Source organism: Micromonospora sp. NPDC048907, assembly GCF_055586885.1.
This window is the reverse complement of record NZ_JBVJHI010000012.1, coordinates 1-23,233: the sequence shown is the minus strand read 5'-3', so window position 1 is coordinate 23,233 and position 23,233 is coordinate 1. Positions and strand designations below refer to the sequence as shown.

Here is a 23,233-nt window from a genome sequence, read left to right as displayed (position 1 = left end):
TCAGCCAAGTGATCACGCGATCCACGGGATTCCACGGTAACACCTCCCCGGCCCCGCAGCGGCGTCGCACCCTCCGTCGGCGCACGTGAAGCCGTGTTCGCCTCAACCGGCGGGCACCTCGGTCGATGCCGGGCCGGGCTGGGCCGGCACCCGGGGCGCCCGGTCGGCGGTCGCGTCCGGCGCCCGCGTACCCCCTTCGGGGCCCGCCGGAGTGTCCTCGGCGGCGGCCGGGTCGGGGTCGGGCCGGGCGGCGCCGCCCGCGCCGGGGACCGCGGCGGCGCGCCCGCCGCTCGGTCGGTCCCCGGTGGGGCCGCCGGGCGGGGCCGACCCGCCCTCGTCGCCCGGGCGGCCGCTGCCCGGCAGGGTGCGGTCGGTGGAGTGGTCGAGCACCCGCAGGGCGGCCAGGGCCGCCATCGGCACCACCAGGGCCGCCGCCGCCCCGGCCACGTCCAGCGCCGAGCCGCCCAGCACGCCGCCCAGGCCGGCGGCCACGCCGGTGCCGGCCATCGCCGCCCGGATCGCCGGGTAGATGCCGAACAGCCGCATGAGGCCGCCCCAGGGCTGCAGCAGGGCGAACCAGACCAGCGCCGCGCCGGCCAGCGCCAGGACGGTGAGCGGGCTGTTCACCAGCGTCTGGAAGTTGGCGGTGCTGGACCGGTGCACGGTCAGGCCGCCGGTGCCGTCGCCCAGCGCGGCCAGGAACCGCCCCAGGCTCCCCCGCTCGGCCTCCGGCCGGCCCACGTCGACCACGGCGAAGCCGATGGTGACCGCCAGGCCGGCCATGGTGGCCCAGGCCAGCCGGCTCACGGTCAGCCAGCCGCCGGTGCAGATGGCGGCCGCGACGCTCACCCCGGCGGTGAGCGCGATCGCGCCGATCGAGTCCGCCCCCAGGTAGGGGCTGCCCACGATGACGACGGCCGTCCCACCCACCGCGACCATCACCATCGGGCGCCAGGCCCGGCGGACCCGCTGGGCCAGCCAGCCGCCGCACAGCAGCGAGCCGGCGATGAACACGCCCAGCCCGACGGTGCCCAGGCCGGCGTACCGGCCGCCCTCCAGCGCGGAGTACCCGATCACGCCGTTGAGCTGCAACCGGGAGCCGGTGAGCACGTCCACCCCGACCACCAGGGTGGCCAGCGCGGCCACCGCGCCGAGCGGGCCGAGGGTGCGCTCGTGGCCGGGGGTGAACCGGACGGCGGCCGTGCCGCCCACGGTCAGCAGGGCGGTGACGCAGGCGAACCACCAGCCGGCGTGCGACCCGCGCCACCAGGGCACCGCGTCGGCGAGCAGGGCCGCCGGCACGGCGAGCGCGGCGGCGATCAGGAGCAGCTCCACCGCGGCCACCACCCGCCGGGACACCGGCTCCGGACCGTGCGGGCCGGCGTGCCGGCGGGCCCGGCGCAGCAGCGGCAGCACCGCCAGGGCGAGGGCCACCTGGGCGGCGGCGAGCAGGGTGAAGAACCAGCCGGCGACCCGGCGCTGCGCGGCGGCCTCGCGGTCGGCGTCGGCGGGCGCGTCGATCGCGGCGCGCAGGTCGTCGGGGCGGTCGCCCGCGGAGACGGCGGGGCGGCCGAGGAAGAGCCGCTCGGGCATCGGGCGGCCCAGGGCGGCCAGCGCCGTGGGGGCCAGGTCGACCAGTTGCAGGTAGCCCTCGCGGGCGGTGCTCGGCGAGGTCAGCCAGCCCCGGCCCCAGCCCGGGCCGTCGGCCACCGCGACGTGCAGCCGGGACGGGTTGTCGGTGTCCGAGACGCCGGCCACCAGGACCAGGGAGCGGGGTGGCCGGGCGGCGAGCACCCGGGCGAGCTGGGCGTCCACCTGGCGGGCCTGGGCGGCCCGGCCGGCCGGGTCCTCGCCGTCCACGGTGCCCAGGTCGACGATGCTCAGCACGCAGGAGCCGAGCAGCTTCGCCGCGTCGGCGGGGAGCACCGGCGCGTACCGGTCGACCCGGCCGAACGGGCGGGCGGCGGCCACCGCGGCGCCCGGGCCGACCGCCACCGAGCAGCGCACCGACTCGGACAGCGCGCCCGGCGTCGTCCCCCAGGAGAGCCGGTCCTGGTTGTAGGCGACCACGCTCTCCTGGTCGGGCAGGTTGGCGCCGATCCCGTCGGGCTGCTCGACGGCCACCCCGGTGGCCGGGCAGCCCCCGCCCGACCGGCTGCCGTTCCAGGCGGCGAAGTTGCCGGCGCCCAGGGTGAGCCAGCCGTCGACGGGGCAGGTGGGCCGGTGCGCGGAGCGGACGGACAGGGAGCCGATCGAGCCCTCCTCGGCCATCCGCCACAGCGTGGGCGTGGTCTGCGGGTCGACGTCCTCCCAGCGCAGGCCGGCCGCACCGGCCAGCACCACGAAGTCGGCGCTGCGCTCCGGCGCGCCGTCGTCCGGGCGCGCGGCCAGCGCGGTGATGCCGAGCGCCACCACGAGCAGGGTCAGCAGCACGGGGGTCAGTCTGCGCAGCATCAGGGCGTCCCCGTCGAGTGCTCGGGCGTCAGCTCGGCGTACAGGTCGATCAGCGCGCCCGTGGTGTCCGCCTCGGTCGGCCAGGTCGCGGCCCGGGCGGCGCCCCGGCGGCCCAGGTCGGCCCGGTGGGCCTCGTCGTCCAGCAGGTCACGTACCGCCGCGTCGACGGCGTCCACGTCGCCGGCGGGGACCAGCACCGCGGCGTCGCCGACCAGCTCCGGCAGGCCGCCGACGGCGGTCGCCACCAGCGGTACGCCCGCGCTCAGCGCCTCCTGGGCGAAGAGCTGGCGGGCCTCCCAGTCGCTGGTCACCACGGCGAGGTCGGCGGCGCCGAGCAGGTCGGCCACGTCGGTGCGGTGCCCGAGCAGGGTCACCGGGGCCCGGGTGGTCGAGATGCGCGCGGCGAGCGGGAGGTACGCGGGCCCGCTGCCGGCGATCACCACGAGCGGCGCGGGCTGCCGGGTGCGCCACCGGGCGGCCGCGTCGACGAGGATGTCGTACCGCTTCTGCGGGTGCAGCCGGCCCACCGAGACGATCAGCGGCCGGTTGGCGGCGACCCCGAACTCGGCGCGGACGGCGGCCCGGCGGCGGCGCGGCGCGGGCAGCGCCGGCGCGGCGACCGGCGCGAGCCGGGCGTCGGCGGCGCCGAGCGCGGCGGCCCGCTCGACCAGGTCGGCGGAGGCGCCCAGGGCGACCCGGACGGTGCGGGCGACGATCCGCTCCGCGAGCCGGGACAGCGCGCCGCGCAGCCCGCCGGCGAGCACGGCGTTGTGCCAGGTGACGACGAGCGGGGCGGCCGGCCGGGCCAGCACGGCGACCAGGCCGGCGCGCAGCCCGTGCGCGTGCACCACGTCGACCGGCGGGTCGGCGAGGGCCCGGCGCAGCGCGGCGACGGCCCGCGCGTCGGCCGGGGTGGGGCTGGCCGGGATCTCCACCGGCGTGAAGCGGGCGCCCACCCCGGTGAAGTCGAACTGGTCCTGGGTCGCGGCCGGGCCGCAGACCAGCACGGACGCGCCGGCCTCGCTCAGGCCCCGGGCGATCGAGCGGACGTGCTGCCCCACGCCACCGGTGCTGGAGGCGAGAACCAGGGCCACGGAGCCGGGCCACCGCGGCGCCGACGAGGCGTCCGTCATGAGGAAACGGTCTCCTTTCCGTCGCCCCGCTCGCCGGGACGGTGGTCCTCCCGCGGGCCGTCGCCCGCACCGGGCGGGCGGCGCCGGCCGAGCCGGCGGGTCACGGCCGCGAGCAGCGGCCGGACGTCGCGGGCGTCGGTCGCCCAGGCGACGGCGAGGAACAGCACGCCGACCACGACCCCGGACAGCATGCCCTGAAGGAGGGCCTCCCCTGTCGTCGGGGTGCCGCCGGCGAGCCCGGCGAGTCCCCGGGCGGTGGCCGCGCCGCCGAGTCCCGCGACGGCCGCGGCGAGCAGGCCGGCGGCGCCGGCCCGCCCGACGCCGGCCAGGGCGGCCGGGCCGGCGGAGCGGAGCACGGCGACGATCAGCAGCCCGCCGAGCAGCAGCATGCCGGCGGAGGTGGCCAGGGTCACGGCGAGCACGCGGTCGGCCAGCGGCAGCAGGTGCCCGAGCAGCACGGCCAGCACCGGCACGCTGAGCCAGCCGAGGGCGGTGGCGACGGTGGCCGCCCGGGCCTCCCCCCGCGCGTAGAGGGCCCGGGTGAGCACCGCGAACAGGCCGTAGCCGAGCAGGCCCGGCGCGAAGCCGGCGATGCCGGCCGCGGCCGTGCCGGCGTCGGCCGGGTCGAAGAAGAAGTGCCCCACCGGGCCGGCCGTGCCGACCAGCGCGGCGGCCCCGAGCAGGCTGAACAGCACCACCCCGCGCACCGCCGGGGCGAGGGTGTCCCGGTAGGCGCGCTCGTCGCCGGTCGCCCGGGCCGCCACGAGCGTCGGGTACGCGGCCACCGCGAGCGGCACGGCCAGCACCGACCAGGGCAGGAAGTAGACCGTCTGGGCGAGGTTGTAGACGCCCACGTCGGCGGTGCGGCCGTAGGTGACCTGGTTGAGCGCGACGACCAGGGCGATCTGCTGCGCGGCGACGGTGACCACGCCGGCGACGGCCAGCCCACCGACCCGGGCCCGGGCGTCGGCGGGGAACCGGAAGCCGGGCCGCGGCCGCAGCCCGAGCCGGCGCAGCGGGACGAGCAGGGACAGCGAGAGCACCACGACGCCGAGCGTGGTGCCGCCGGAGAGCAGCAGCTCGCCGCCGGGGCCGACCTCGCCGACGCCGGCCAGGCGCCCCTCCGCGGCGGTGAAGCCGAGGTAGACCACGATGACGGTGACGCTGGACAGCAGCGGGGCGATCACCGGCCAGGCGAACCGCCGGTGCGCCTGGAGGACCCCGGTGAGCACGATGCCGACGCCGTAGAGCGGCAGCTGGGGGGCGAAGACCCGCAGCATCCGAGCCCCGACCTCCTGCTGGGCGCCGTCCAGGCCGTGGCCGAGCACCCCCAGCAGCGGGTCGGCGAGCAGCGCCACCAGCACCGCGAGGGGCACCAGCAGGCTGAGCGTCCAGGTGAGCAGGGCGCCGGTGGTGGCGGCCACCGCCCGCCGGTCCCCCGCCTCGACCGCGCCGGCCAGCAGCGGTACGACCAGGCTGGCCAGCGCCCCACCGGCGACGATCTCGAAGATGAAGTTCGGGACGTAGTTCGCGACCAGGTAGGCGCCACCGAGGTCGGTGGGGGCGAGCGTCCAGGTGAAGACGGCGGTGCGGCCGAAGCCGGCCAGCCGGCTGACCACGGTGAGGACGGCGATGAGGGCGGCCGCTCCGGCCACGCGGCCGGCGCCGGCGAGGGGTGCCGGTTTCGTCACGTCAGTCGGCGAGCCGACCCAGCTCGTCAAGGTGCCGCAGCCCCGGGGTCCGCTGGATCACCTGGGTGAAGCTCACCTTCTCGCTGGCGGCGGTGAGGGCGGCGAGCACGGCCAGCACGCCGGCCCGGCCCAGTGGCCCGGTGCGCGCGGCCAGGCTCACCCCGAGCAGCGCGCCGAGCGCGTTGGCGCCGCTGTCGCCGACCATGACCCGCTCGTCGAGGTCCTCCCGGACCAGCCCGGCGGCCGCCCCGACCGCGCCCGCCGCGATGCCCCCGAACGGGCCGCGGGCGAGGGGCGTGCCGAGCAGCATGCCGGCCTTGAGCGCCCGGCCGGGACGCAGGTCGAGCAGGTTGACCAGGTTGGCGGTGCCGGCCACCACGCCGGCCCCGAGCAGCACGTCGATCCCGCGGCGGAGGGCGCCGGCCGCCTGCCGGCGGGGGTGCGCGGCGACCCGCGGGTCGGCGGCGAGCAGCACCGCCGCGCCGAGCCCGGCGGCGCCCACGCCGGCGACCTTGACCAGCCCGGCGGTGACCCGCCCCTCGCGCAACGCGGCCAGGTGCCCCGCGAACCCCTTGGCGGCCTTCTGGTCGGGGCGCGCGCCGACGACGTCGTCGTAGAGCCCGACGGAGCCCGCGCCCACCCCGGCGAGCAGCGCGGCCGCGCCCGCCGGGGCGCTGCCGGCGCCGAGCGCGCCCGCGGTGGCCGCGCCGACCGCGAGGGCGGGACCGGCAGCCAGGGTGACCGTGCGGCCCCGGAAGTTGGTGCGCTCCAGCGCCGGTGCGCCCGGCGAGGTCCGCACCTCCCGCAGCACGTAGCGGGCGGCCAGCGCCCCGGCGCCGACGGCCAGCAGCCGACCCAGTCTCACGCGACCCCTCCGATCCGGATGTTCAGCGCGACGCGGTACGGACCGGTCACTGGGGCAGTCTAGGCAGCAGCGCGGCGGCGTTGTCGCCGACGCCGTACTGGCCGGCCTTCTTCTCGGTCAGCTGCTGCACCAGGGCCAGGCTGGTGACCAGCTGCCCCTGCACGGTGTTGGCGTTGTCGACGGTCGAGATGGTCTGGGACAGCACCGGGTCGCCCCGGACCACCGAGACCACGTTGCCGCCGGCCGAGCCCATGCCACCGACCACGATCGCGCCGGTCCGGTCGAACTGCTCGGCGATCTTCACCACCGACTCGTCCTTCTCCGCCGAGTACTTGTCGACGTACGGCTGGCCGCTGACCAGCACGACCGCCTCCGCGGCGCCGCCGATCTTGTCCTGCGGCGTGAGGTAGCCGGAGTTGGTGTACTGCTGGACCACCGCCCGGCGGTCCGCGTCACTCACCGCCGGGCTGCCCTGCGGCCGGTCCAGCAGCACGCTGGCCAGCAGGGCGCTGGAGGTCTCCACACCGTGCCCGTTGCCCGGCAGGCCGGAGGTGGGCACGCTGTTCGGGCGGGCCGCCGTGACGGCCAGCTCCAGCAGGTTGTTGTTGCTGTCCGGGTTGATGAACTTGTCCTGGACGTCGATCCGGGCGGTGACGTTGGCCCCGGCGAGCTGGAGCATCTTCATGACGCCCTCGGTGTGGTCCCGGCCGCTGGGCAGGCTCAGCACCAGCACCCGCCGGCCGTTCAGCTTGCCGGGGAGGATGACCTGCGCCATCTCGGCGGCGAAGTCCTCCTCCATGTCCAGTTCCTTCTGGAGGCTGTTGACCGACTGGCGCATCAGCGAGTTGTCCTTGCTGAGCCCGTTGACCCGCTCCTTGAGCGAGTCGGCCACGGGACCGTTCAGGGCGGCCGTGCCGACCACCAGGCCGATGGCCAGCGCCAGGAAGACCGCGGTCAGGGACACCACGTGGTAGCGGAAGTTGATCACGCTTGCAGCCTCTTGGTCGTCGGGGAGCTAGAAGATCTGGCCGAGCCGGAACACGAAATTGTCCCACCACTCCGACACCACACCCAAATACGCCTTCCCGACTGTGGAGACCGCCACCGCCGAGGCCATCGCGGCCACCGCCGAGAGGATGAGCAGCAGCAGCGAGGACCCGGAGATGCTCTGCCGGTAGAGCCGGCTCACGCCCTTGGCGTCGACCAGCTTGCCGCCCACCTTGAGCCGGGTCAGGAAGGTCGAGGCCATGCCACCGCGGCCCTTGTCGAGGAACTCCACCAGGGTGGCGTGGGTGCCGACGGCCACCAGCAGCGAGGCGCCCTTCTCGTCGGCCAGCAGCATGGCCAGGTCCTCGCTGGTGGCCGCGGCCGGGAAGGTGATCGCCGGCACACCGAGGCCCTCCACCCGGGCCAGGCCCGGCGCCCGGCCGTCCGGGTAGGCGTGCACGATCACCTCGGCGCCGCAGCGCAGCACGTCGTCGGTGACCGAGTCCATGTCGCCGATGATCATGTCGGGGGTGTAGCCGGCCTCGACCAGCGCGTCGGCGCCGCCGTCCACGCCGATCAGCACCGGCTTGAACTCCCGGATGTAGGGGCGCAGCACGTCGAGGTCGGCCTTGTAGTCGTAGCCCCGGACCACGATGAGGCAGTGCCGGCCCTGGATCTGGGTCTGGATCTCCGGCACGCCGACGCCGTCGAGCAGCAGGTCGCGCTCCTGCCGCAGGTAGTCCATGGTGTTGGCGGCGAACGCCTCCAACTGCACCGACAGCCCCTCGCGGGCGTCGGCCATCGACTTCGCGACCGTCTCGGCGTCCTGCAGGGTGCCGTGCGCGACCGGCTCCTCCCCGACGAAGACCGTGTTGCCCTCGATGCGCACCACGTCGCCCTCGCGGATCTGCTCGAAGACGCTCTCGCCGAGGTCGTCCAGGAGCGGGATGCCGGCCGAGATCAGCACCTCGGGCCCGAGGTTCGGGTAGCGCCCGGACACCGACGGCTTGGCGTTGAGCACGGCGGCCACACCGACGGCCACCAGCGAGTCGGCCGCCACCCGGTCCAGGTCGACGTGGTCGATGACCGCGATGTCGCCCGGGCGGAGCCGGCCGACCAGCCGTTTCGTCCGGCGGTCGAGGCGCGCGGTACCGAGGATCGAGCCCGGTTCCGCGTTCCGGGTCCGGCGCAACGTGGGTAGACGCATCGTGACCATCCTGGCATGTGAGGCAGGTTTTGCTGTCGCGACATGCCTGAGCAGGGCCGCCTACCCAGGGAAGCACACCGGAGCGCACGCCGGTGTGCTTGCGCTCACAATCTCGGGATCAGGGGCGCCTTTCCTTGGCCGCCACCGCCAGGAGCTCCTCGGCATGCGCGATACCCAGATCCGAGTCCGGCAAACCGGCGAGCATCCGGGCCAGCTCGCGGGCCCGCTCGGTGTCCTCCACCACCCGCACGCCGCTCGTGGTGACCGCTCCCCCGGTGTCCTTCGCCACCACCAGGTGCCGGTCGGCGAACGCCGCGACCTGCGGCAGGTGGGTGACCACGAGCACCTGGTGGCTGCGGGCCAGCCGGGCCAGCCGGCGGCCGATCTCCACCGCGGCCTGCCCGCCGACGCCCGCGTCGACCTCGTCGAAGACCAGGGTGGGCGGGCCACCGGAGCCGGCGAAGACCACCTCGATGGCGAGCATCACCCGGGACAGCTCGCCGCCGGAGGCGCCCCGCTGCAACGGCAGCGCCGGGGCGCCCGGGTGGGCGAGCAGCCGCAGCTCCACCTCGTCGGCGCCGTCCGGGCCGACGCCGGCCTCGACCCCGTTGACCGGCAGGCTCGGCTCGGCCCGCCCGGCCGGCCGGGGCAGCACGGCCACCTCGATCCGGGCGTGCGGCATGGCCAGCCCGGCCAGCTCGACGGTGACCTGCTCGGCGAAGCGGACGGCGGCCTCCTGCCGCGAGGTGGAGACCCGGCCGGCCAGGTCGGCCACCTCACCGGCGAGCCGGGCCGCCTCCCGGTCCAGCTCGTCCAGCAGGTCGTCGGAGGTGTCCAGGTCGGACAGTCGGGTGCGGGCCCGCTCGGCCCAGGCGATCACGCCGTCGACGTCGTCGGCGTACTTCCGGGTGAGGCCGCGCAGCGCGGCCCGGCGCTCGTAGACGGTCTGCAGGCGGGCCGGGTCGGCGTCCAGCGCGGCCAGGTAGGTCGACAGCTCGGCGGAGACGTCGGTGACCAGGGTGGCGGCCTCCTCCAGCCGGGCGGCCAGCTCGCCCAGGGCGGGGTCGGTGCCGGCCTGCGCCTCCAGGGTGCGCCGGGCGGTGCCGAGCAGCGCGGTGGCGTCGGGGGTGTCGTCGGCGGCCTCCACGCCGCCGGCCACGCACTGCTGGGCCAGCTGGGCGGCGGTGCGCAGCCCCTCGGCGTGCTCCAGGCGCTGCGCCTCCGCCTTCAGCTCGTCGTCCTCGCCCGGCTGCGGGTCGACGCGGGTGATCTCGTCGAGGCCGAGCCGGAGCAGGTCGGCCTCCTGGTTGCGCTCGCGCGCGTTGCGCCGCCGGTCGGCCAGGTCGTCGACCACCGCCCGCCACCGGGTGTGCGTCTCGCGCAGCGCGTCGAGCAGCTTCTCGTGCTCCGGGCCGGCGAACCGGTCGAGCGCGGCCCGCTGCTCGGCGGGACGCAGCAGGCGCAGCTGGTCGGACTGGCCGTGCACCGCCACCACCTGCTCGCCGACCTCGCCCAGCATCGACACCGGCATGCCGCGGCCGCCCAGGTGCGCGCGGGACCGGCCCTCGACGGTGACCGTGCGGCTCAGCAGCAGCGAGCCGTCCTCGTCGGGTTCGCCGCCCGCATCGGTGATCCGGGCGTGCACCGTCTCGGCCACCCGGCCGTCCAGGCGCAGCCGGCCCTCCACCACAGCGCGGCCCGGTTGGGCCCGGACGCGGCCGGCGTCGGCCCGGCCGCCGAAGAGCAGGCCCAGGCCGGTCACCACCATGGTCTTGCCCGCACCGGTCTCGCCGGTGATGACGTTCATCCCGCCGGTCAGCGGCAGCGTGGTGTCCTCGATGACGCCCAGTCCGGTGATGCGCAGCTCTTCCAGCACAGCACCCGACAGTAGACGCGTCCTCCGACACTTGACCAGCCGGCGCGGTGCCGGTGGCGGGGTCGTACAGTTCTGCCCCGTGCTCGACGTGATCGGCCTGACCCCCGACGAGGAGCGGCTCTACCGCTGCCTCGTGCAGCTCACGACCGCGCGGGTCGACGAGTTGGCCGGGCGGCTGGGCCGCCCGCCCGGGGAGATCCTCGCCCAGCTCGACGCTCTGCGCGGCAAGGGACTCGTGCCGCCGGCCGGGCCGGAGCCCGACGCGCCGCTGCGGCCGCTGGCCCCCGACGTCCCGCTCGGTGAGGCGCTGCTGCGCCGGCAGGCGGCGCTGGAGGCGGCGCGCGCGGCGGTCACCCAGCTCACCGAGGAGTACCGGGCCGGCATGCGGCGGCACAACGCCGACCATCTGGTCGAGGTGATCACCGGGGCGCGGGCGCTCCGCGAACGCCTGCGCGACCTGCAGAACGGCGCCCGGGACGAGGTGCTCTGGTTCTGCCGGGCCAACCCGCTGGCCATGCCGGGCCAGGAGAACGTCGAGGAGTTCGACGCGCTGGCCCGCGGGGTCCGCTACCGGGCCATCTACGAACGCGAGATGCTCCTCGAACCGGGCGCCCTGGCCGACGTCGAGCAGGGCGTCCGCGCCGGCGAGCAGGCCCGGGTCCTCGACCGGCTGCCCGTCCGGCTGGCGGTCGTCGACGGCCGGACGGCGGTCTGCCCGCTGGTCCCGGAACGGGGCGGCGGGGAACCGACCGCCGCGGTGATCGGCCGCAGCCAACTGCTCGACGCCCTGGTCGCCCTCTTCGAGAGCCACTGGCTGATGGCGACGCCGGTGAGCTCGTCGGCCACGCCGGTCGAGGACCGGGCGGGCGGAGGGTACCGGCCGGACGCCGACGAGGTCCGGCTGCTGTCGCTCTTCGTGGCCGGGGTGCCGGACAAGTCCATCGCCTCCCAGCTCGGCGTGAGCCGCCGTACGGTGCAGCGGCGTCTCGCCGATCTGATGACCGTGGCCGGGGTCGACACCCGGCCGGGTCTGGCCTACCAGGCCGCCCGTCGCGGCTGGCTCTGACCCGTCCGACACCCCGGCCACCGGCCGCAGCGCCGTCGGCCCCGCCTCCCGAGTACGGTGCCGGCGGCGACCGGCCGCGGCGCCGTCCGTGGCGCCCACCGGAAGGGGCGGGCACCACGGACGGACGGGGGTGACGTCCACGCGGGCGAGGGGGGTCCGTCCCGCGTGGACGTCCGTTCAGCGCAGCCCGTACGCGTCGAGCACCGTCTGGTCGACGGTGTTGCCCGCCCGGTCGCCGGCGTGCACCCGCAGCGACACCGTGCCGCGCCCGGCGGGCACCATCGCGGTGAAGCGGGCGCCCGAGCCGTGCACCGGCACGCGCCGCCAGTGGCTCCCGCCGTCGAACGACACCTCGACGCGCACCCCGACACCGGTCGGCGCCGGTACGCCCGCCGGCTGGCGCAGGGTCAGACCCACCTGGTGCGGCCGGCCGCCGGGCACCTCGCCCCGCAGGTCCGCCGGGACCCGGTAGTCCACCTGCAGCAGCGACAGCGGCTGGGCGGTGTCCCCGTCCGGCCGGGCCGAGGTGAACTGCCAGGCCGTCTCGGTACGCGTGGCCCACCGCCACTCGTCCGAGGCACGCCGCGTGGTGACGTCCAGCCGGTACCGCGCCGCACCCGGGGTGGTCGGCACCGGCGCCCAGCCGCCGGAGAGGTCGGCGATCTGCTGCCCGTCCCGGCTCAGCCGGCGCTCCACGGTGTCCTGCTCCTCGCCCTCGCCGGCCGCGGCGTAATGACCGTCCGCGTCGACGAACTCGGCCACCGGCAGGTTCAGGGTGTCGCCGGTGCGCGCGGGTACCGGCGCTCCGGCGCCCGCCGGCACGGCCGGACGGACCACAGGGGCGTGCCAGGTCTCGGTGACCCGGTCGTCGGCGGCGTACCGCCGGGGCTGCTGGGCGAGCCCGCCGAGCAGCTGCCCCCAGGACCAGGTGAGTCGGTGCAGCACCCGCTGCTGCCACCAGTTGTCCCCGGCGCTGACGAACTCCTGCCGGGTGGTGCCGGTACGCACCATCCGCTGGTCGTCGTTCCAGGAGTACTCCTGCCAGGATCGCCAGCCGAACCGCTGCTCACTGGCCCAGTCGGACCCGCCGGTGTCGGCGTAGCGTGCGGTCACCTCGGCGGTGTTGTCCGCCGTCACCCGGTGCACGATCCGCTCCGGGACCCGCCCCTTCGACACCTGGAACACGTCGTACAGGTAGGGGCTGTCCACGGTCAGCGTCACGTCCAGGGTCGCGCGGCCCCGCTTCGCCGCCGCGATCATCGGCTGTCCGTCGTCGTACGCGACCACCAACGACGGGATCGGCAACCGGTCCCCGTCCGGTCGCCAGACCGTCCACGCGCTCCGGTCCGCCGGGCGGACGATGAGCACCATGGCGGCGCCGGCCGCCGCGGCATCGGCGACCTGGTCCTCCTCGGCGCGGTCGTAGCTGCCGGCCACCAGCGCGGCCGCACCCCGGACCCGGGCCCGGGCCAGCTCGGCGGCGGTGCCGTCGCCTGCCCAGACCAGTGGGAGCTTCCGACGGCCCGCCGGAGCGGGCGACTGGCCCAGCAGGTTGATGTCCAGCGGACCGGAGACGTTGCTGACCTTGGCGTCCACCATGGGCGCCACCAGTTGCCAGCGGGAGGCGAACTCGAACTCGCCCCGGCTCACCGACCGCGTCGGGGTGACGTTGACCTGCTGGGTCGTGCTGAAGTTCATGACGCCGTGGTCGACCTGCCGCCCGTTGCCGAAGATCCGGTGCTCGTAGAAGCTGATCACCGCCCGCTGCTCGGTCGGCTTCGGCGTCTCGATCCGCACCGGAGTGCCCTTGCGCGGGTCGAGCACCACGGTGAGGTCGCGATCCACCATCAGCTCGGGGTCGGTGACCAGGGTGATCTGCTCGTCCAACGGGGCGCCGTGCTCGATGAGGCCCTCCAGCAGGTACGGACCCTCCTCGACCTGCACCTGCCATCCGGTGGGGGGAAGCCAGAGCATCTGGTCCGACTCGGAGTGCTCACCGAAGAGGGTGACCACCGGCGAAAGGCCCGGCTGCCCGGCCATGTCCAGCGCGCGCAGGGTGACGGTGTGGAGCGGGCCGCTGAGGGTGAGCCCGACCGCCGTACGCACCGCGATACCGTCCGCGCCGGTGGCCACCAGCCAGCCCCCGTGCACTCCCCGGTCCAGCTTCGCCGGGTCGGCGTGCAGCGGGACGTCCACGCTGCCGCCCGCCGGCACGGTCACCTCGGTGCCGTCGAGCGACACCCCGTCCGGCTCGGCGGCGCCGCTGTCGAGGTTGCGCAGCTCCAGGGCCAGCCGCAGGGTCTGCGGGGAGGACGTGCCGTTGGTGTACGTCACGGTCCGCTCCGCCGCCGCACCGCCGGTGTTCACCCGGCCGAAGTCGGCGGTGGCCGAGCCGTACACCCGCTGGCTCAGCGCGCGAGCCACATCGACCCGGCCGGCGCCCTGCTCGAAGACGGTCAGCGCGGGGTTCGCCTTCGTCGTGCTGACCAGCGCGTCCTTGAGCTTCCCGGCGGTCCAGTCCGGGTGCTCCTGAGCGAGGATCGCCGCCGCGCCGGCCACGTGCGGGGTCGCCATCGACGTGCCGGACGCCCGCGTGTACGCCTCGTCCACCGGCGTACCCATGGTGGTGCCTTCGGCGCGGGCCGCGGCGATGCCGACGCCCGGCGCGGTGATCTCCGGCTTCAGGCCGTTGTCGCCGATCCGGGGGCCGCGGCTGGAGAAGTCGGCCAGGTTGTCGTCGCGGTCCACCGCCCCGACGGTGAGGGCGGCGCCGGCCGCGCCCGGCGTCCCGACGGTACCCGCGGCGCCACTGTTGCCGGCGGCGATCACGAAGAGGGTGCCGGTCTCGGCGGTGAGGTCGTTGACCGCCTGGCTCATCGGGTCGGTGCCGTCGGTGGCCGGGCCGCCGAGGCTCATGCTGACCACCTTCGCGCCGGAGTGGCTGGCCCACTCCATGCCCGCGATGATGGACGAGTCGTAGCCGCTGCCGCTGTCGTCGAGCACCTTGCCGATCAGCAGCCGCGCACCGGGCGCGACGCCCTTGCGCAGGCCGTCCGAGGCGGCGCCGCTGCCCGCGATGGTGGAGGCCACGTGGGTGCCGTGCCCGTGCCCGTCCCGGGCGCTGCCGCTGCCCGTGAAGTCCTGCGTCTCGGCGATCCGGCCGGCCAGGTCGGGGTGGCCGGCGTCGACGCCGGTGTCGAGCACCGCGACCCGGACGCCCTGGCCGTCCCGGCCGGCCGCCCAGGCCGCCGGTGCGCCGATCTGCGGCACGCTGTGCTCCAGATCCGCGTGGACCCGCCCGTCCAGCCAGACGCGGGCGATGCCGGCGCCGAGCCGGGGCGCGCCGCCGGTGGTCCGGGCCTCCGGCGTGCCCCGCAGCGTGGTCCACAGGCCGCCGAGGTCGCCCTTGCCGACCCGCAGCGCCGCGCCGTTGATGCTCTCCAGCGGCCGGGCGGCGGTGGCGCCGGCGAGCGGCCGGACCCGGCCGGCGGCGGGCTGCTGGTAGCGGACGATCAGCGGCAAGGCGCCCTGCGCGGCGTCGCCGTACCCGTCCGCGACCAGTTCCTGCACGTCGAACAGGTCGGCGTCGAGCACCCCGGCGGAGACGTACGGCACGACGTCGCTGGGCAGCACCCGCAGCCCGCCGTCGACCTCCAGCGTGTGGAAGGTGACCCGCTCCCGGCCGGGGCCGGGACGGACCGTGGCGGCGACCCGGCCGGGCGCGGCCGGGGCGAGGTCGACCTGGTCGCCCGTGATCAGGGTGATGCGGACGGGTGCCGCGCCCGGGGCGGGCGTGGCCGGGCTCGGGCCGGTGGGCCGGGCGGGCGGGTCGGCGGACGCCGGTACGGCGAGTCCGACCACCAGCGCGCCGACCGCGCCGGCGGCGAGCCAGCGTGGGGACCGGTGCATGCGATGCGCTCCTCTACTCGGGTGGCCGGCCTCGGGGGGGATTGAGGCCGGCCGACCGGAGTCTGCGACGGAGATCATCGGTCGGTCACTAGGTACGCCACGCCGCACCGGCGACATGTCGCCAGGTGGACACGGGTCGACCGCGGTCGGACCATCCGGTGTCGGGCAGATTGCCGCGAGCGGGGGCGTGGAATGTCGCCCGGCGGGCGCGAGCCGGAACGGCCGATGGCCGGGGTGCCGGAGACGAGTGCGTCGCCGCCCGGTTCGTGAGCCGCCGTTTCCTCCGACGGCGGCTCGCCGATCCGGCCGACCCGACCGGGGTCGAAACCCGGCCGGGCGCGGCTCGCCGTCCGCCCGCCGCGGCCGGCCGCGACTCCTCCGACACCCCGACCGTCGTGGACCCGACCACCCCCTGGCCAGGGCCACGACCGCCGGACCGCGCGGTCCGGGCGGACACGGCCTCGCCGCCCCGCCCGGACTCCACCTCGACGCAGTCCGGACGCCCCGATCGCCGTTCCGGAGAACGACGGCACCGGCCCCGACGGTCGCCCGCCGCGGGGGCGGAAAGCATCCGCCCCGGCCCGGTGCCGGCCACGGTCGCCGGAACCCGGCGCGGCGTGCCGTCGTCGGGGGAGGCTCCTACCGTAACCCTCCCTGGGCCGCAGCCGGGTACGCCGTACCGGCCGACGCCGATCTTCGCTGAGTCGTCGGTCAGCGACGGTTGCCGCGCCAGCCCTGCACGGGAAGGTCGAACTTGGCCACCAGCCGGTCGGTGAACGGCCGCGCCCGGAGCCGGACGATGCGCACCGGCAGCGCGCCCCGGCGCACGGTGACCCGGGCGCCCGGGGGCAGGTCGTAGACCCGCCGGCCGTCGCAGGAGAGCACCGCGAGGGTGGTGAACGGGTCCACGGTGATCACGAAGGTGGACGTCGGCGCCGTGACGAGGGGGCGGCTGAACAGCGCGTGCGCGCTGATCGGCACCAGCAGCAACGCCTCCACCTCGGGCCAGACCACCGGCCCGCCGCCGGAGAACGCGTACGCCGTCGAGCCGGTCGGGGTCGCGCAGACCACGCCGTCGCAGCCGTAGCGGGACAGCGGCCGGCCGTCCACGTCGACGAGCAGCTCCAGCATCTGGGCCCGCTCGCCCTTCTCCACGCTGATCTCGTTGAGCGCCCACGACTCGATGGTCGGGCCGCCCTCGAACTCGGCGGTGACGTCGAGGGTGAGCCGTTCGTCCACGGTGTAGTTGCGCCCGACCACGTCGCGCACCGCGCTGTCCAGGTCGTCGATCTCCGCCTCGGCCAGGAAGCCGACCTTGCCGAGGTTGATGCCGAGCAGCGGGGCCTTGGCGGGGCGGGCCAGCTCGGCGGCGCGCAGGAACGTGCCGTCCCCGCCGAGCGCGAACACGATCTCGGCGCCCTCGGCGGCCTCCGGGCCGGTCACCGGCACCACGCCGGGCAGGTCCAGGTCGTCGACCTCCTCGGCGACCACCCGCACCTCGAAGCCGGCCGCGATGAGGTCGGCCGCCACCGCGCGCGCGTGCTCGGTGCTGCGCCGACGACCCGTGTGCGTCACCAGCAGAGCGGTCCGGCTCACCCGGACACCTCCTCAGTCGTGGCCACCGGCCCGGCGGCCGGAGATCCCTGCGGGCCGGCGGCCACCACCGCGCGTACCCGCTCGGGGTCCGCGGCGGGCGCGTCCCGGCGTAACCATACGAAGAACTCGACGTTGCCGCTCGGCCCGGGCAGCGGGCTGGCGGCCACGCCGGCCAGGCCCAGCCCGAGCTGCGCGGCCGCGGCGGCCACGTCGAGCACGGCCTCGGCGCGCAGCTCCGGGTCGCGGACCACCCCGCCCGCGCCGACCCGCTCCTTGCCCACCTCGAACTGCGGCTTGACCATCAGCGCCAGGTCGCCGTCGGGCCGGGAGCAACCGGCCAGCGCGGGCAGCACCAGCCGCAGGGAGATGAACGACAGGTCGGCCACCGTCAGGTCGACCGGGCCGCCGATGGCCTCCGGCGTGAGGGTACGCACATTGGTGCGCTCGAAGACGCGCACCCGCTCGTCGTTCCGCAGCGACCAGGCGAGCTGCCCGTAGCCGACGTCGACCGCCACCACCTCGGCGGCGCCGGCGCGCAGCAGCACGTCGGTGAAGCCGCCCGTGGAGGCGCCCGCGTCGAGGCAGCGCCGGCCGGCCACGGTCAGCCCGCCCGGGGTGAACGCGGCGAGCGCGCCGGCCAGCTTGTGACCGCCCCGGGAGACGTACTCGTCGGCGGGGTCCTCGCCGGTGACCAGCAACGGGTCGGCGGGGTCGACCATCGCGGCGGCCTTGCGGGCGAGCACCCCGCGCAGCTGGACGCGACCGGCCTCCACCAGCGCGGCGGCCTGCTCACGGGAGCGGGCCAGGCCGCGCCGGACGAGTTCGGCATCCAGCCGGGTTCGACGTGCCATCGGTGGTTGTTCTCCGCCTCTCCTCAGGCCTGGTCGATGCTGGCCAGGGTCTCGCGCAGCGTCTCGTACGCCGCCTCGTACTGGGCGATCTGGTCCGCCGGCGAGAGCGCCTCGGCGTTGATCATGGCGTGCACGGCGACGTCCACCGCCGGGTGCCGCGCCTCGCCGACCTCCTCGACCGGCGCCGGCCGTGCCCCGGGTGGCGGGCCGGGCCGGGGACCGGCCGGCGGCGGCCCGGGGCGCGGGCCGGGACGGAAGGGCGCGGTCACGACCCGGCACCGCCGGTCGGCTTGCGGCCGGCGGCCTTCTTCGCCGGGCGCACCGGGGCGGCCGGCGACTCCTCGGCCGGGGTCTTCGCGACGGTGGCCGAGGGCTTCTTGACGATGGCCTTCTTGGCCACGGCCTTCTTCGCCACCGCCTTGGTCCGCGCCGGCGCGGGGGGGGCCGAGACGGGCGCCTGGGCGGCCGGGGCGGGCTGCTCCGCGGCCGGGACGGGCTCCTCGGCGGCCAGGTCCCCGGAGGGCGTCACCTCGCCGGCGCCCGCCGTCTCGGCGGCCGGGCCGGGACCGGCCGGCGCGCGCCGCGCGCGGCTCTCCGGAGCGCCGGCGGTGCTCGCCCCGGCCTCCGGGGCCCCGGTGGTCTTCGCCTCGCGCAGCTGCCGCTCCAGGTCGTGCACCCGGCGGGTCAGCTCGGCGACCTCGTCGGCGGTGGCGAGGCCGACCGCGCCCAGCGCGCGGTCCACCTCGAAGCGGACCAGCTTGGTCAGCGCCTCCCGGTTCGCCGCCCCGGTGGAGACCAGCTCCTCGGCGAGCGACTGGAGCTGGGCGGCTGTCGCACCGCCCTGGCCGACCACGCGCTTCACCGCGTCCTGAGCCTTCTTCCGGGGCGCCTCCGTCAGGCCCATGGCCAGCTCGAGGTAGGCGCGCCACGCGTCCTGCATGCCAGAGTCCTTCCGCGGGGCGGGGTGTGCAGGTGTCACGCTACCGGGCGCCGCGGACGCCCGATTGCGGTACGGTGCCGGGAACGGCGTGGCGCGTGTGAGGAGACGATGTGGCCAGCGTGGACGAGTGCCGGCAGGCGTTGCACGACCTGGCCGCCCGGCTGGACCGGCACGCCGAGGCGCAGGAGCGGATCGACCTCGACCGCACGCTCGCCTGCCGCATCACCGACCTGGACACCGCGTTCCACGGGCGCATCGAAGGCGGCCGGCTGGTCGACCTCACCGACGGCGACGACCCGAAGGCGAAGATCGCGCTGAGCACCACGAGCGACGACCTGGTCGCCCTGGTGCACGGTCAGCTCGACGTCATGAAGGCGGTGGGCTCCCGGCGGGTGTCGATCAAGGCGAACCCGTTCGACCTGATGAAGCTCCGCAAGCTGCTCTGACCGGGCCGGTCAGTCCGCCAGGCCGAGCGCCGTCAGGGCCTGCTCCGCCGCCGGGGACGCGGGGCGCACCCGTGGGCCGGTCCCCGTCGACCAGGCCGCCGCGCACAGCGCCGCGAGGGCGTCGAGCGGGCGTCCCGCGCCGTCGAGGGTGAGGCCCCCGTCGGCGACCGTCGCGGACCAGCCGCCGGCGTTCGCCGTGCCCGGCACCCGCACCACGGCCGCCGGGTCGAAGAGCCCCGCCAGGTCGAAGGAGACGTACGCGGGCCGGCGCGACTCGGGCGCGGCCAGCAGCTCGGCCACGTCGCTGACCCCGGTGAGCACCAGCAGGCTGTCCAGGCCCGCCCGGCGGGCGCCCTCGATGTCGGTGTCCAGCCGGTCGCCGACCACCAGCGTCCGCCCCGAGCCGGCCCGGCGGGCGGCCGTGGCGAACAGCGCCGGCTCCGGCTTGCCCACCACCACGTCGGGATCCCGCTCCAGCGCGGTGCGCAGCACCGCCACCAGCGAGCCGTTGCCCGGCAGCGGGCCACGCGGGCTGGGCAGGGTCCGGTCGGTGTTGGTGGCGTACCAGGGCGCGCCCGCCCGGACCGCGAGGGACGCCTCCGCCAGGTCGGACCAGCCGACCTGCGGGCCGTACCCCTGGGCCACGGCGGCGGGCTCATCGTCCACCGTCGAGACCGGGCGCAGGCCCACGGCGCGCAGCTCCGCGCGCAGCGCCTCCGCACCGACCACCAGCACCGGCGCGCCGGCGGGCAGCCGGTCGCGCAGCAGCTCGGCGGTGGCGGCCGCGGAGGTCAGCACCTCCTCCGGCCCGGCCGGCACACCCATGCCGGTGAGCAGGTCGGCCACCTCGCTGGACCGGCGCGAGGCGTTGTTCGTCGCGTACGCGACCGCCCGGCCCTCGGCGTGCAACCGGCCGACCGCCTCGACCGCACCGGGGATCGGCCGGTCGATCAGGTAGATCACCCCGTCCAGGTCGAAGACGACAAGGGTGTACCCGTCGACCAGCCGGTCGCCCGTTCCGGCCCGGTCGCGTTCCCCGCGATCCGGACCGGAACCCGCGTCCCCGGTGTTCCCGGTCACCGGCGCTCCGGCTCCCCGTCGCCCGGCGTGTTCCCGTCCGGGCCGTCCGGGCCGGCGGCGTCCACGGCGGCGGCGCGGGTGTCGGCGGCGAGCGAGCGCGCCTCCGCGTCGGTCAGCTCGTCGTCGCCCAGGTCCGCCGCGTCCCGGTCCCGGTACCCGGCGCCCTCGCCGGCCGGCACCGCGTCGGCGGTGTCCGCGGCGACCGAGTCCGCCGTGTCGGCACGCTGCCGGGCGTCACCGTCGAGCTCGTCGTCCTCGTCGGCATCGTCGTCGTCCTGGTCCGCGTCGCCGTCGAGGTCGTCGTCCTCGTCGGCTTCGTCGCTGAGGTCGTCCTCGTCGTCGTCCTCGTCGAATTCGTCGTCGTCCTCGTCGAGGTCGTCGTCCTCGTCGTCGAGGTCGTCCTCGTCGTCCTCGTCGTCGAGGTCGTCGTCCTCGTCGTCCTCGTCGTCGAGGTCGTCGTCGTCGTCCTCGTCGCTGAGGTCGTCGTCCTCGTCCTCGTCTTCGTCGGAGTTGCCGGTGAGGTCGGCGTCGGGACGCGCCGGGACGGCACCCGGGGTGCCCGGACCGGCCGCGAACTCCTCGTCCTCCTCGTCGTCACCTTCGATGACGACGCCGTCGAGCTCCAGCAGCCGCTCGGCCGCGTCGGTCTCGCCCTCGGCGTCCACGTCGGCGGCCCGGGAGAACCACTCCCGCGCCTCCTCGCGCCGGCCCACCGCGAGCAGCGCGTCGGCGTACGCGTAGCGCAGCCGCGCCGCCCACGACTCGGTCGAGTCGGCGGTCAGCTCGGGGACCTGGAGCATGGCCACGGCCGCGTCCTTCTGCCCGAGGTCGCCCCGGGCCCCGCTGGCCACGATGAGCAGCTCGATGGCGACGGCCTGGTCGAGCTTCTCCCGGTCCGCCCCGCGGAACAGGTCGATGGCCCGCTCCGGGCGACCCAGCGCCCGCTCGCAGTCGGCCAGCACCGCCAGGTGGCTCTGCAGCCCGGTCATCCGGTGGTAGGTGCGCAGCTCGGCGACGGCCGTCTGCCACTCTCCCGCGTGGTACGCGGCCAGCCCGACCGCCTCCCGCACCGCGGCGATCCGCGAGGCGAGCCGGCGCGCGGCCATGGCGTGCGCCAGCGCCTCGGCCGGGTTCTCGTCGATCAGCAGGCCGGTAGCGACCAGGTGCCGGGCGACGGTCTCCGCCACCGGCTTGGCGAGGGAGAGCAACTCCGCGCGGACGGCCGAGTCGAGGTCGCTGGCGACCACCTCGTCCGGCAGCGCCGGCGCCTCACCCGTGCGCCCCTCGATGCGCTCGTCCTGCCGCTCCCGGTACGCGCCGTCCGGCCGGCGGTCGTCCCGGCCGTAGCCCCGGCGCTCGCCGTCCCGCTCGGTACGCTCGCGTCCACCGCGGAAGCCGCCCTCGCGGTCGTCACGGCGGAAGCCGCCGGGCCGCTCGTCGCGGCGGAAGCCCTCCCGGCGGTCGCCGCCGAAGCCACCCTCGCGACGCTCGCCGCCACGGGAGCCGCCTACGCGGTCGTCGCGGCGGAAGCCTTCGCGGCGCTCGCCGCCAGCGCCACCCTCGCGACGCTCGCCGCCACGGTAGCCACCCTCGCGATCGCCGCCCCGGAAGCCACCCTCACGACGGTCCCCGCCGCGGAAGCCACCCTCGCGGCGCTCGCCACCGAAACCACCCTCGCGACGGTCCCCGCCGCGGAAGCCACCCTCGCGACGCTCACCACCGCGGAAGCCACCCTCGCGACGGTCACCGCCGGTCGAGCCGCCACGGAAGCCGCCCTCACGGTCGCCGCCACGGAAGCCGCCCTCGCGACGCTCACCGCCACGGAAGCCGCCCTCACGACGGTCACCGCCGGCGGAGCCGCCAGGGCGGTCACCGCCACGGAAGCCGCCCTCACGGTCGCCACCACGGTAACCACCCTCGCGGCGGTCGCCCCCACGGAAGCCACCCTCACGACGCTCGCCGCCGCGGAAGCCGCCCTCGCGATCGCCCCCACGGAAGCCGCCCTCACGACGCTCGCCCGCGCGGAAGCCGCCTTCGCGGCGGTCGCCCCCACGGAAACCACCCTCACGGTCGCCGCCACGGAAACCACCCTCACGACGGTCACCGCCGGTCGAGCCGCCACGGAAACCACCCTCACGGCGGTCACCGCCACGGAAGCCACCCTCACGGTCGCCACCACGGAAACCACCCTCACGACGGTCACCGCCGGTCGAGCCGCCACGGAAACCACCCTCGCGACGGTCACCGCCACGGAAGCCACCCTCACGGTCGCCACCACGGAAGCCACCCTCACGGCGGTCGCCGCCGGTCGAGCCGCCACGGAAACCACCCTCGCGACGGTCACCGCCACGGAAGCCACCCTCACGGTCGCCACCACGGAAGCCGCCTTCACGGCGCTCACCGCCACGGAACCCGCCCTCACGGCGGTCGCCGCCGGTCGAGCCGCCACGGAAGCCGCCCTCACGGTCGCCACCACGGAAGCCGCCCTCACGGTCGCCACCACGGAAGCCACCCTCACGGTCGCCACCACGGAAGCCACCCTCGCGACGGTCACCGCCACGGAAACCACCCTCACGACGGTCACCGCCACGGAAGCCGCCTTCACGACGGTCGCCCCCACGGAAGCCACCCTCACGGTCGCCGCCACGGAAACCACCCTCACGACGGTCGCCGCCGGTCGAGCCGCCACGGAAGCCGCCTTCGCGGCGCTCACCGCTGGCGTTGCCGCCCCGCGGGCCGGCGTCGCGGTCGTCGCGGCGGAAGCCACCCTCGCGGCGCTCACCGCCACGGAACCCGCCCTCACGGCGGTCGCCGCCGCGGAAGCCGCCTCGCGGACCGCCCGAGCGGTCGTCGCGGTCGCTCCGGGGACGGTCGTCGCGGCGGGCGTCGCCGCGCCCCTGCCCACGGTCGGCGCGGTCCTCGTAACGACGGGGGCGATCCTCGCCCTGCGGTCCTGAACTCACAGGTACATCCTTCCTCATTGCGTCCGCCACGGACGCTAACGCAGTCGAGGGCCGACCCTGCTGGGGCGGCCCTCGACTGGAAGATTGTCCGGCGGTGTCCTACTCTCCCACACCCTCCCGAGTGCAGTACCATCGGCGCTGGAGGGCTTAGCTTCCGGGTTCGGAATGT

At 76.3% G+C, this 23,233-nt stretch carries 16 protein-coding genes, 1 rRNA gene and 1 pseudogene; 3 read left to right on the top strand and 15 right to left on the bottom strand.

The window, feature by feature from the left end:
* Positions 1–102 precede the first annotated feature (102 nt).
* The 7 genes from ACZ6PY_RS29135 to recN all read right to left on the bottom strand — a co-directional run bounded on the left by ACZ6PY_RS29135 (position 103) and on the right by recN (position 10,213).
* Entirely contained in the window at positions 103–2,454 is a 2,352-nt protein-coding gene (locus tag ACZ6PY_RS29135) for a hypothetical protein (protein WP_466078078.1), read from the bottom strand.
* A complete protein-coding gene (locus tag ACZ6PY_RS29130) occupies positions 2,454–3,587 on the bottom strand; it encodes a glycosyltransferase family 4 protein (protein ID WP_466078075.1) in 1,134 nt (377 codons plus the stop codon). The genes ACZ6PY_RS29135 and ACZ6PY_RS29130 overlap by 1 nt, the downstream gene beginning before the upstream one ends.
* Positions 3,584–5,278, bottom strand: coding sequence for a murein biosynthesis integral membrane protein MurJ (gene murJ, locus ACZ6PY_RS29125; protein ID WP_466078072.1), 1,695 nt, complete (start codon positions 5,276–5,278; stop codon positions 3,584–3,586). Before murJ ends, ACZ6PY_RS29130 begins: the two co-directional genes overlap by 4 nt.
* A 1-nt stretch (position 5,279) precedes the next feature.
* Positions 5,280–6,143, bottom strand: coding sequence for a hypothetical protein (locus ACZ6PY_RS29120; protein WP_466078069.1), 864 nt, complete (start codon positions 6,141–6,143; stop codon positions 5,280–5,282).
* A gap of 46 nt (positions 6,144–6,189) precedes the next feature.
* Positions 6,190–7,131, bottom strand: coding sequence for a copper transporter (locus ACZ6PY_RS29115; protein WP_466078066.1), 942 nt, complete (start codon positions 7,129–7,131; stop codon positions 6,190–6,192).
* 27 nt (positions 7,132–7,158) lie between these two features.
* A complete protein-coding gene (steA, locus tag ACZ6PY_RS29110) occupies positions 7,159–8,337 on the bottom strand; it encodes a putative cytokinetic ring protein SteA (RefSeq protein ID WP_466078063.1) in 1,179 nt (392 codons plus the stop codon).
* A gap of 118 nt (positions 8,338–8,455) precedes the next feature.
* A complete protein-coding gene (recN, locus tag ACZ6PY_RS29105) occupies positions 8,456–10,213 on the bottom strand; it encodes a DNA repair protein RecN (RefSeq protein WP_466078060.1) in 1,758 nt (585 codons plus the stop codon).
* Positions 10,214–10,292: 79 nt separating this feature from the next.
* Here recN and ACZ6PY_RS29100 point away from each other — a divergent pair, with 79 nt between their 5' ends.
* Entirely contained in the window at positions 10,293–11,279 is a 987-nt protein-coding gene (locus ACZ6PY_RS29100) for a TrmB family transcriptional regulator (RefSeq protein WP_466078056.1), read from the top strand.
* A gap of 177 nt (positions 11,280–11,456) precedes the next feature.
* On the opposite strand, the gene ACZ6PY_RS29095 is transcribed toward ACZ6PY_RS29100, so the two are convergent.
* From ACZ6PY_RS29095 to ACZ6PY_RS29075, 5 genes are all read right to left on the bottom strand, one after another.
* Complete coding sequence (locus ACZ6PY_RS29095) at positions 11,457–15,188, bottom strand: S8 family peptidase (RefSeq protein ID WP_466078053.1); 3,732 nt, start codon at positions 15,186–15,188, stop codon at positions 11,457–11,459.
* A gap of 711 nt (positions 15,189–15,899) precedes the next feature.
* On the bottom strand, positions 15,900–16,784 hold the full coding sequence (locus ACZ6PY_RS29090; RefSeq protein WP_262285361.1) for an NAD kinase: 885 nt from the start codon (positions 16,782–16,784) through the stop codon (positions 15,900–15,902).
* Positions 16,781–17,635: a TlyA family RNA methyltransferase gene (locus ACZ6PY_RS29085; protein ID WP_466078050.1), complete on the bottom strand. Its 855-nt coding sequence runs from the start codon at positions 17,633–17,635 to the stop codon at positions 16,781–16,783. The genes ACZ6PY_RS29090 and ACZ6PY_RS29085 overlap by 4 nt, the downstream gene beginning before the upstream one ends.
* Positions 17,636–17,658: 23 nt before the next feature.
* Positions 17,659–17,904 (bottom strand): hypothetical protein, encoded by a 246-nt coding sequence (locus tag ACZ6PY_RS29080; protein WP_466078048.1) that lies wholly within the window; start codon positions 17,902–17,904, stop codon positions 17,659–17,661.
* Positions 17,901–18,575: a phasin family protein gene (locus tag ACZ6PY_RS29075; protein ID WP_466078045.1), complete on the bottom strand. Its 675-nt coding sequence runs from the start codon at positions 18,573–18,575 to the stop codon at positions 17,901–17,903. Before ACZ6PY_RS29075 ends, ACZ6PY_RS29080 begins: the two co-directional genes overlap by 4 nt.
* Before the next feature lie 110 nt (positions 18,576–18,685).
* On the opposite strand from ACZ6PY_RS29075, the gene ACZ6PY_RS29070 reads away from it, so the two are divergent.
* Complete coding sequence (locus ACZ6PY_RS29070) at positions 18,686–19,021, top strand: SCP2 sterol-binding domain-containing protein (RefSeq protein ID WP_466078042.1); 336 nt, start codon at positions 18,686–18,688, stop codon at positions 19,019–19,021.
* A 9-nt stretch (positions 19,022–19,030) separates the two neighbouring features.
* On the opposite strand, the gene ACZ6PY_RS29065 is transcribed toward ACZ6PY_RS29070, so the two are convergent.
* Together ACZ6PY_RS29065 and ACZ6PY_RS29060 are read right to left on the bottom strand one after the other, a co-directional pair.
* The gene (locus tag ACZ6PY_RS29065; RefSeq protein ID WP_466078335.1) at positions 19,031–20,026 is read right to left on the bottom strand and encodes an HAD-IIA family hydrolase; all 996 of its coding nucleotides are present in this window, start codon (positions 20,024–20,026) and stop codon (positions 19,031–19,033) included.
* A gap of 596 nt (positions 20,027–20,622) precedes the next feature.
* Positions 20,623–21,207 (bottom strand): annotated as a pseudogene (locus ACZ6PY_RS29060) (hypothetical protein); the annotation flags it as partial.
* Between the two features lie 3 nt (positions 21,208–21,210).
* On the opposite strand from ACZ6PY_RS29060, the gene ACZ6PY_RS29055 reads away from it, so the two are divergent.
* Positions 21,211–23,058, top strand: coding sequence for a hypothetical protein (locus ACZ6PY_RS29055; protein WP_466078039.1), 1,848 nt, complete (start codon positions 21,211–21,213; stop codon positions 23,056–23,058).
* Positions 23,059–23,150: 92 nt separating this feature from the next.
* On the opposite strand, the gene rrf is transcribed toward ACZ6PY_RS29055, so the two are convergent.
* A 5S ribosomal RNA gene (gene rrf / locus ACZ6PY_RS29050) occupies positions 23,151–23,233 on the bottom strand; the annotation flags it as partial.

Excerpts from the sequence above, each read along its gene's own strand:
- ACZ6PY_RS29135 (WP_466078078.1), bottom strand. The coding sequence starts at position 2,454 with ATGCTGCGCAGACTGACCCCCGTGCTGCTGACCCTGCTCGTGGTGGCG.
- ACZ6PY_RS29130 (WP_466078075.1), bottom strand. The coding sequence starts at position 3,587 with ATGACGGACGCCTCGTCGGCGCCGCGGTGGCCCGGCTCCGTGGCCCTG.
- steA (WP_466078063.1), bottom strand. The coding sequence starts at position 8,337 with ATGCGTCTACCCACGTTGCGCCGGACCCGGAACGCGGAACCGGGCTCG.
- ACZ6PY_RS29095 (WP_466078053.1), bottom strand. The coding sequence starts at position 15,188 with ATGCACCGGTCCCCACGCTGGCTCGCCGCCGGCGCGGTCGGCGCGCTG.
- ACZ6PY_RS29085 (WP_466078050.1), bottom strand. The coding sequence starts at position 17,635 with ATGGCACGTCGAACCCGGCTGGATGCCGAACTCGTCCGGCGCGGCCTG.
- ACZ6PY_RS29075 (WP_466078045.1), bottom strand. The coding sequence starts at position 18,575 with ATGCAGGACGCGTGGCGCGCCTACCTCGAGCTGGCCATGGGCCTGACG.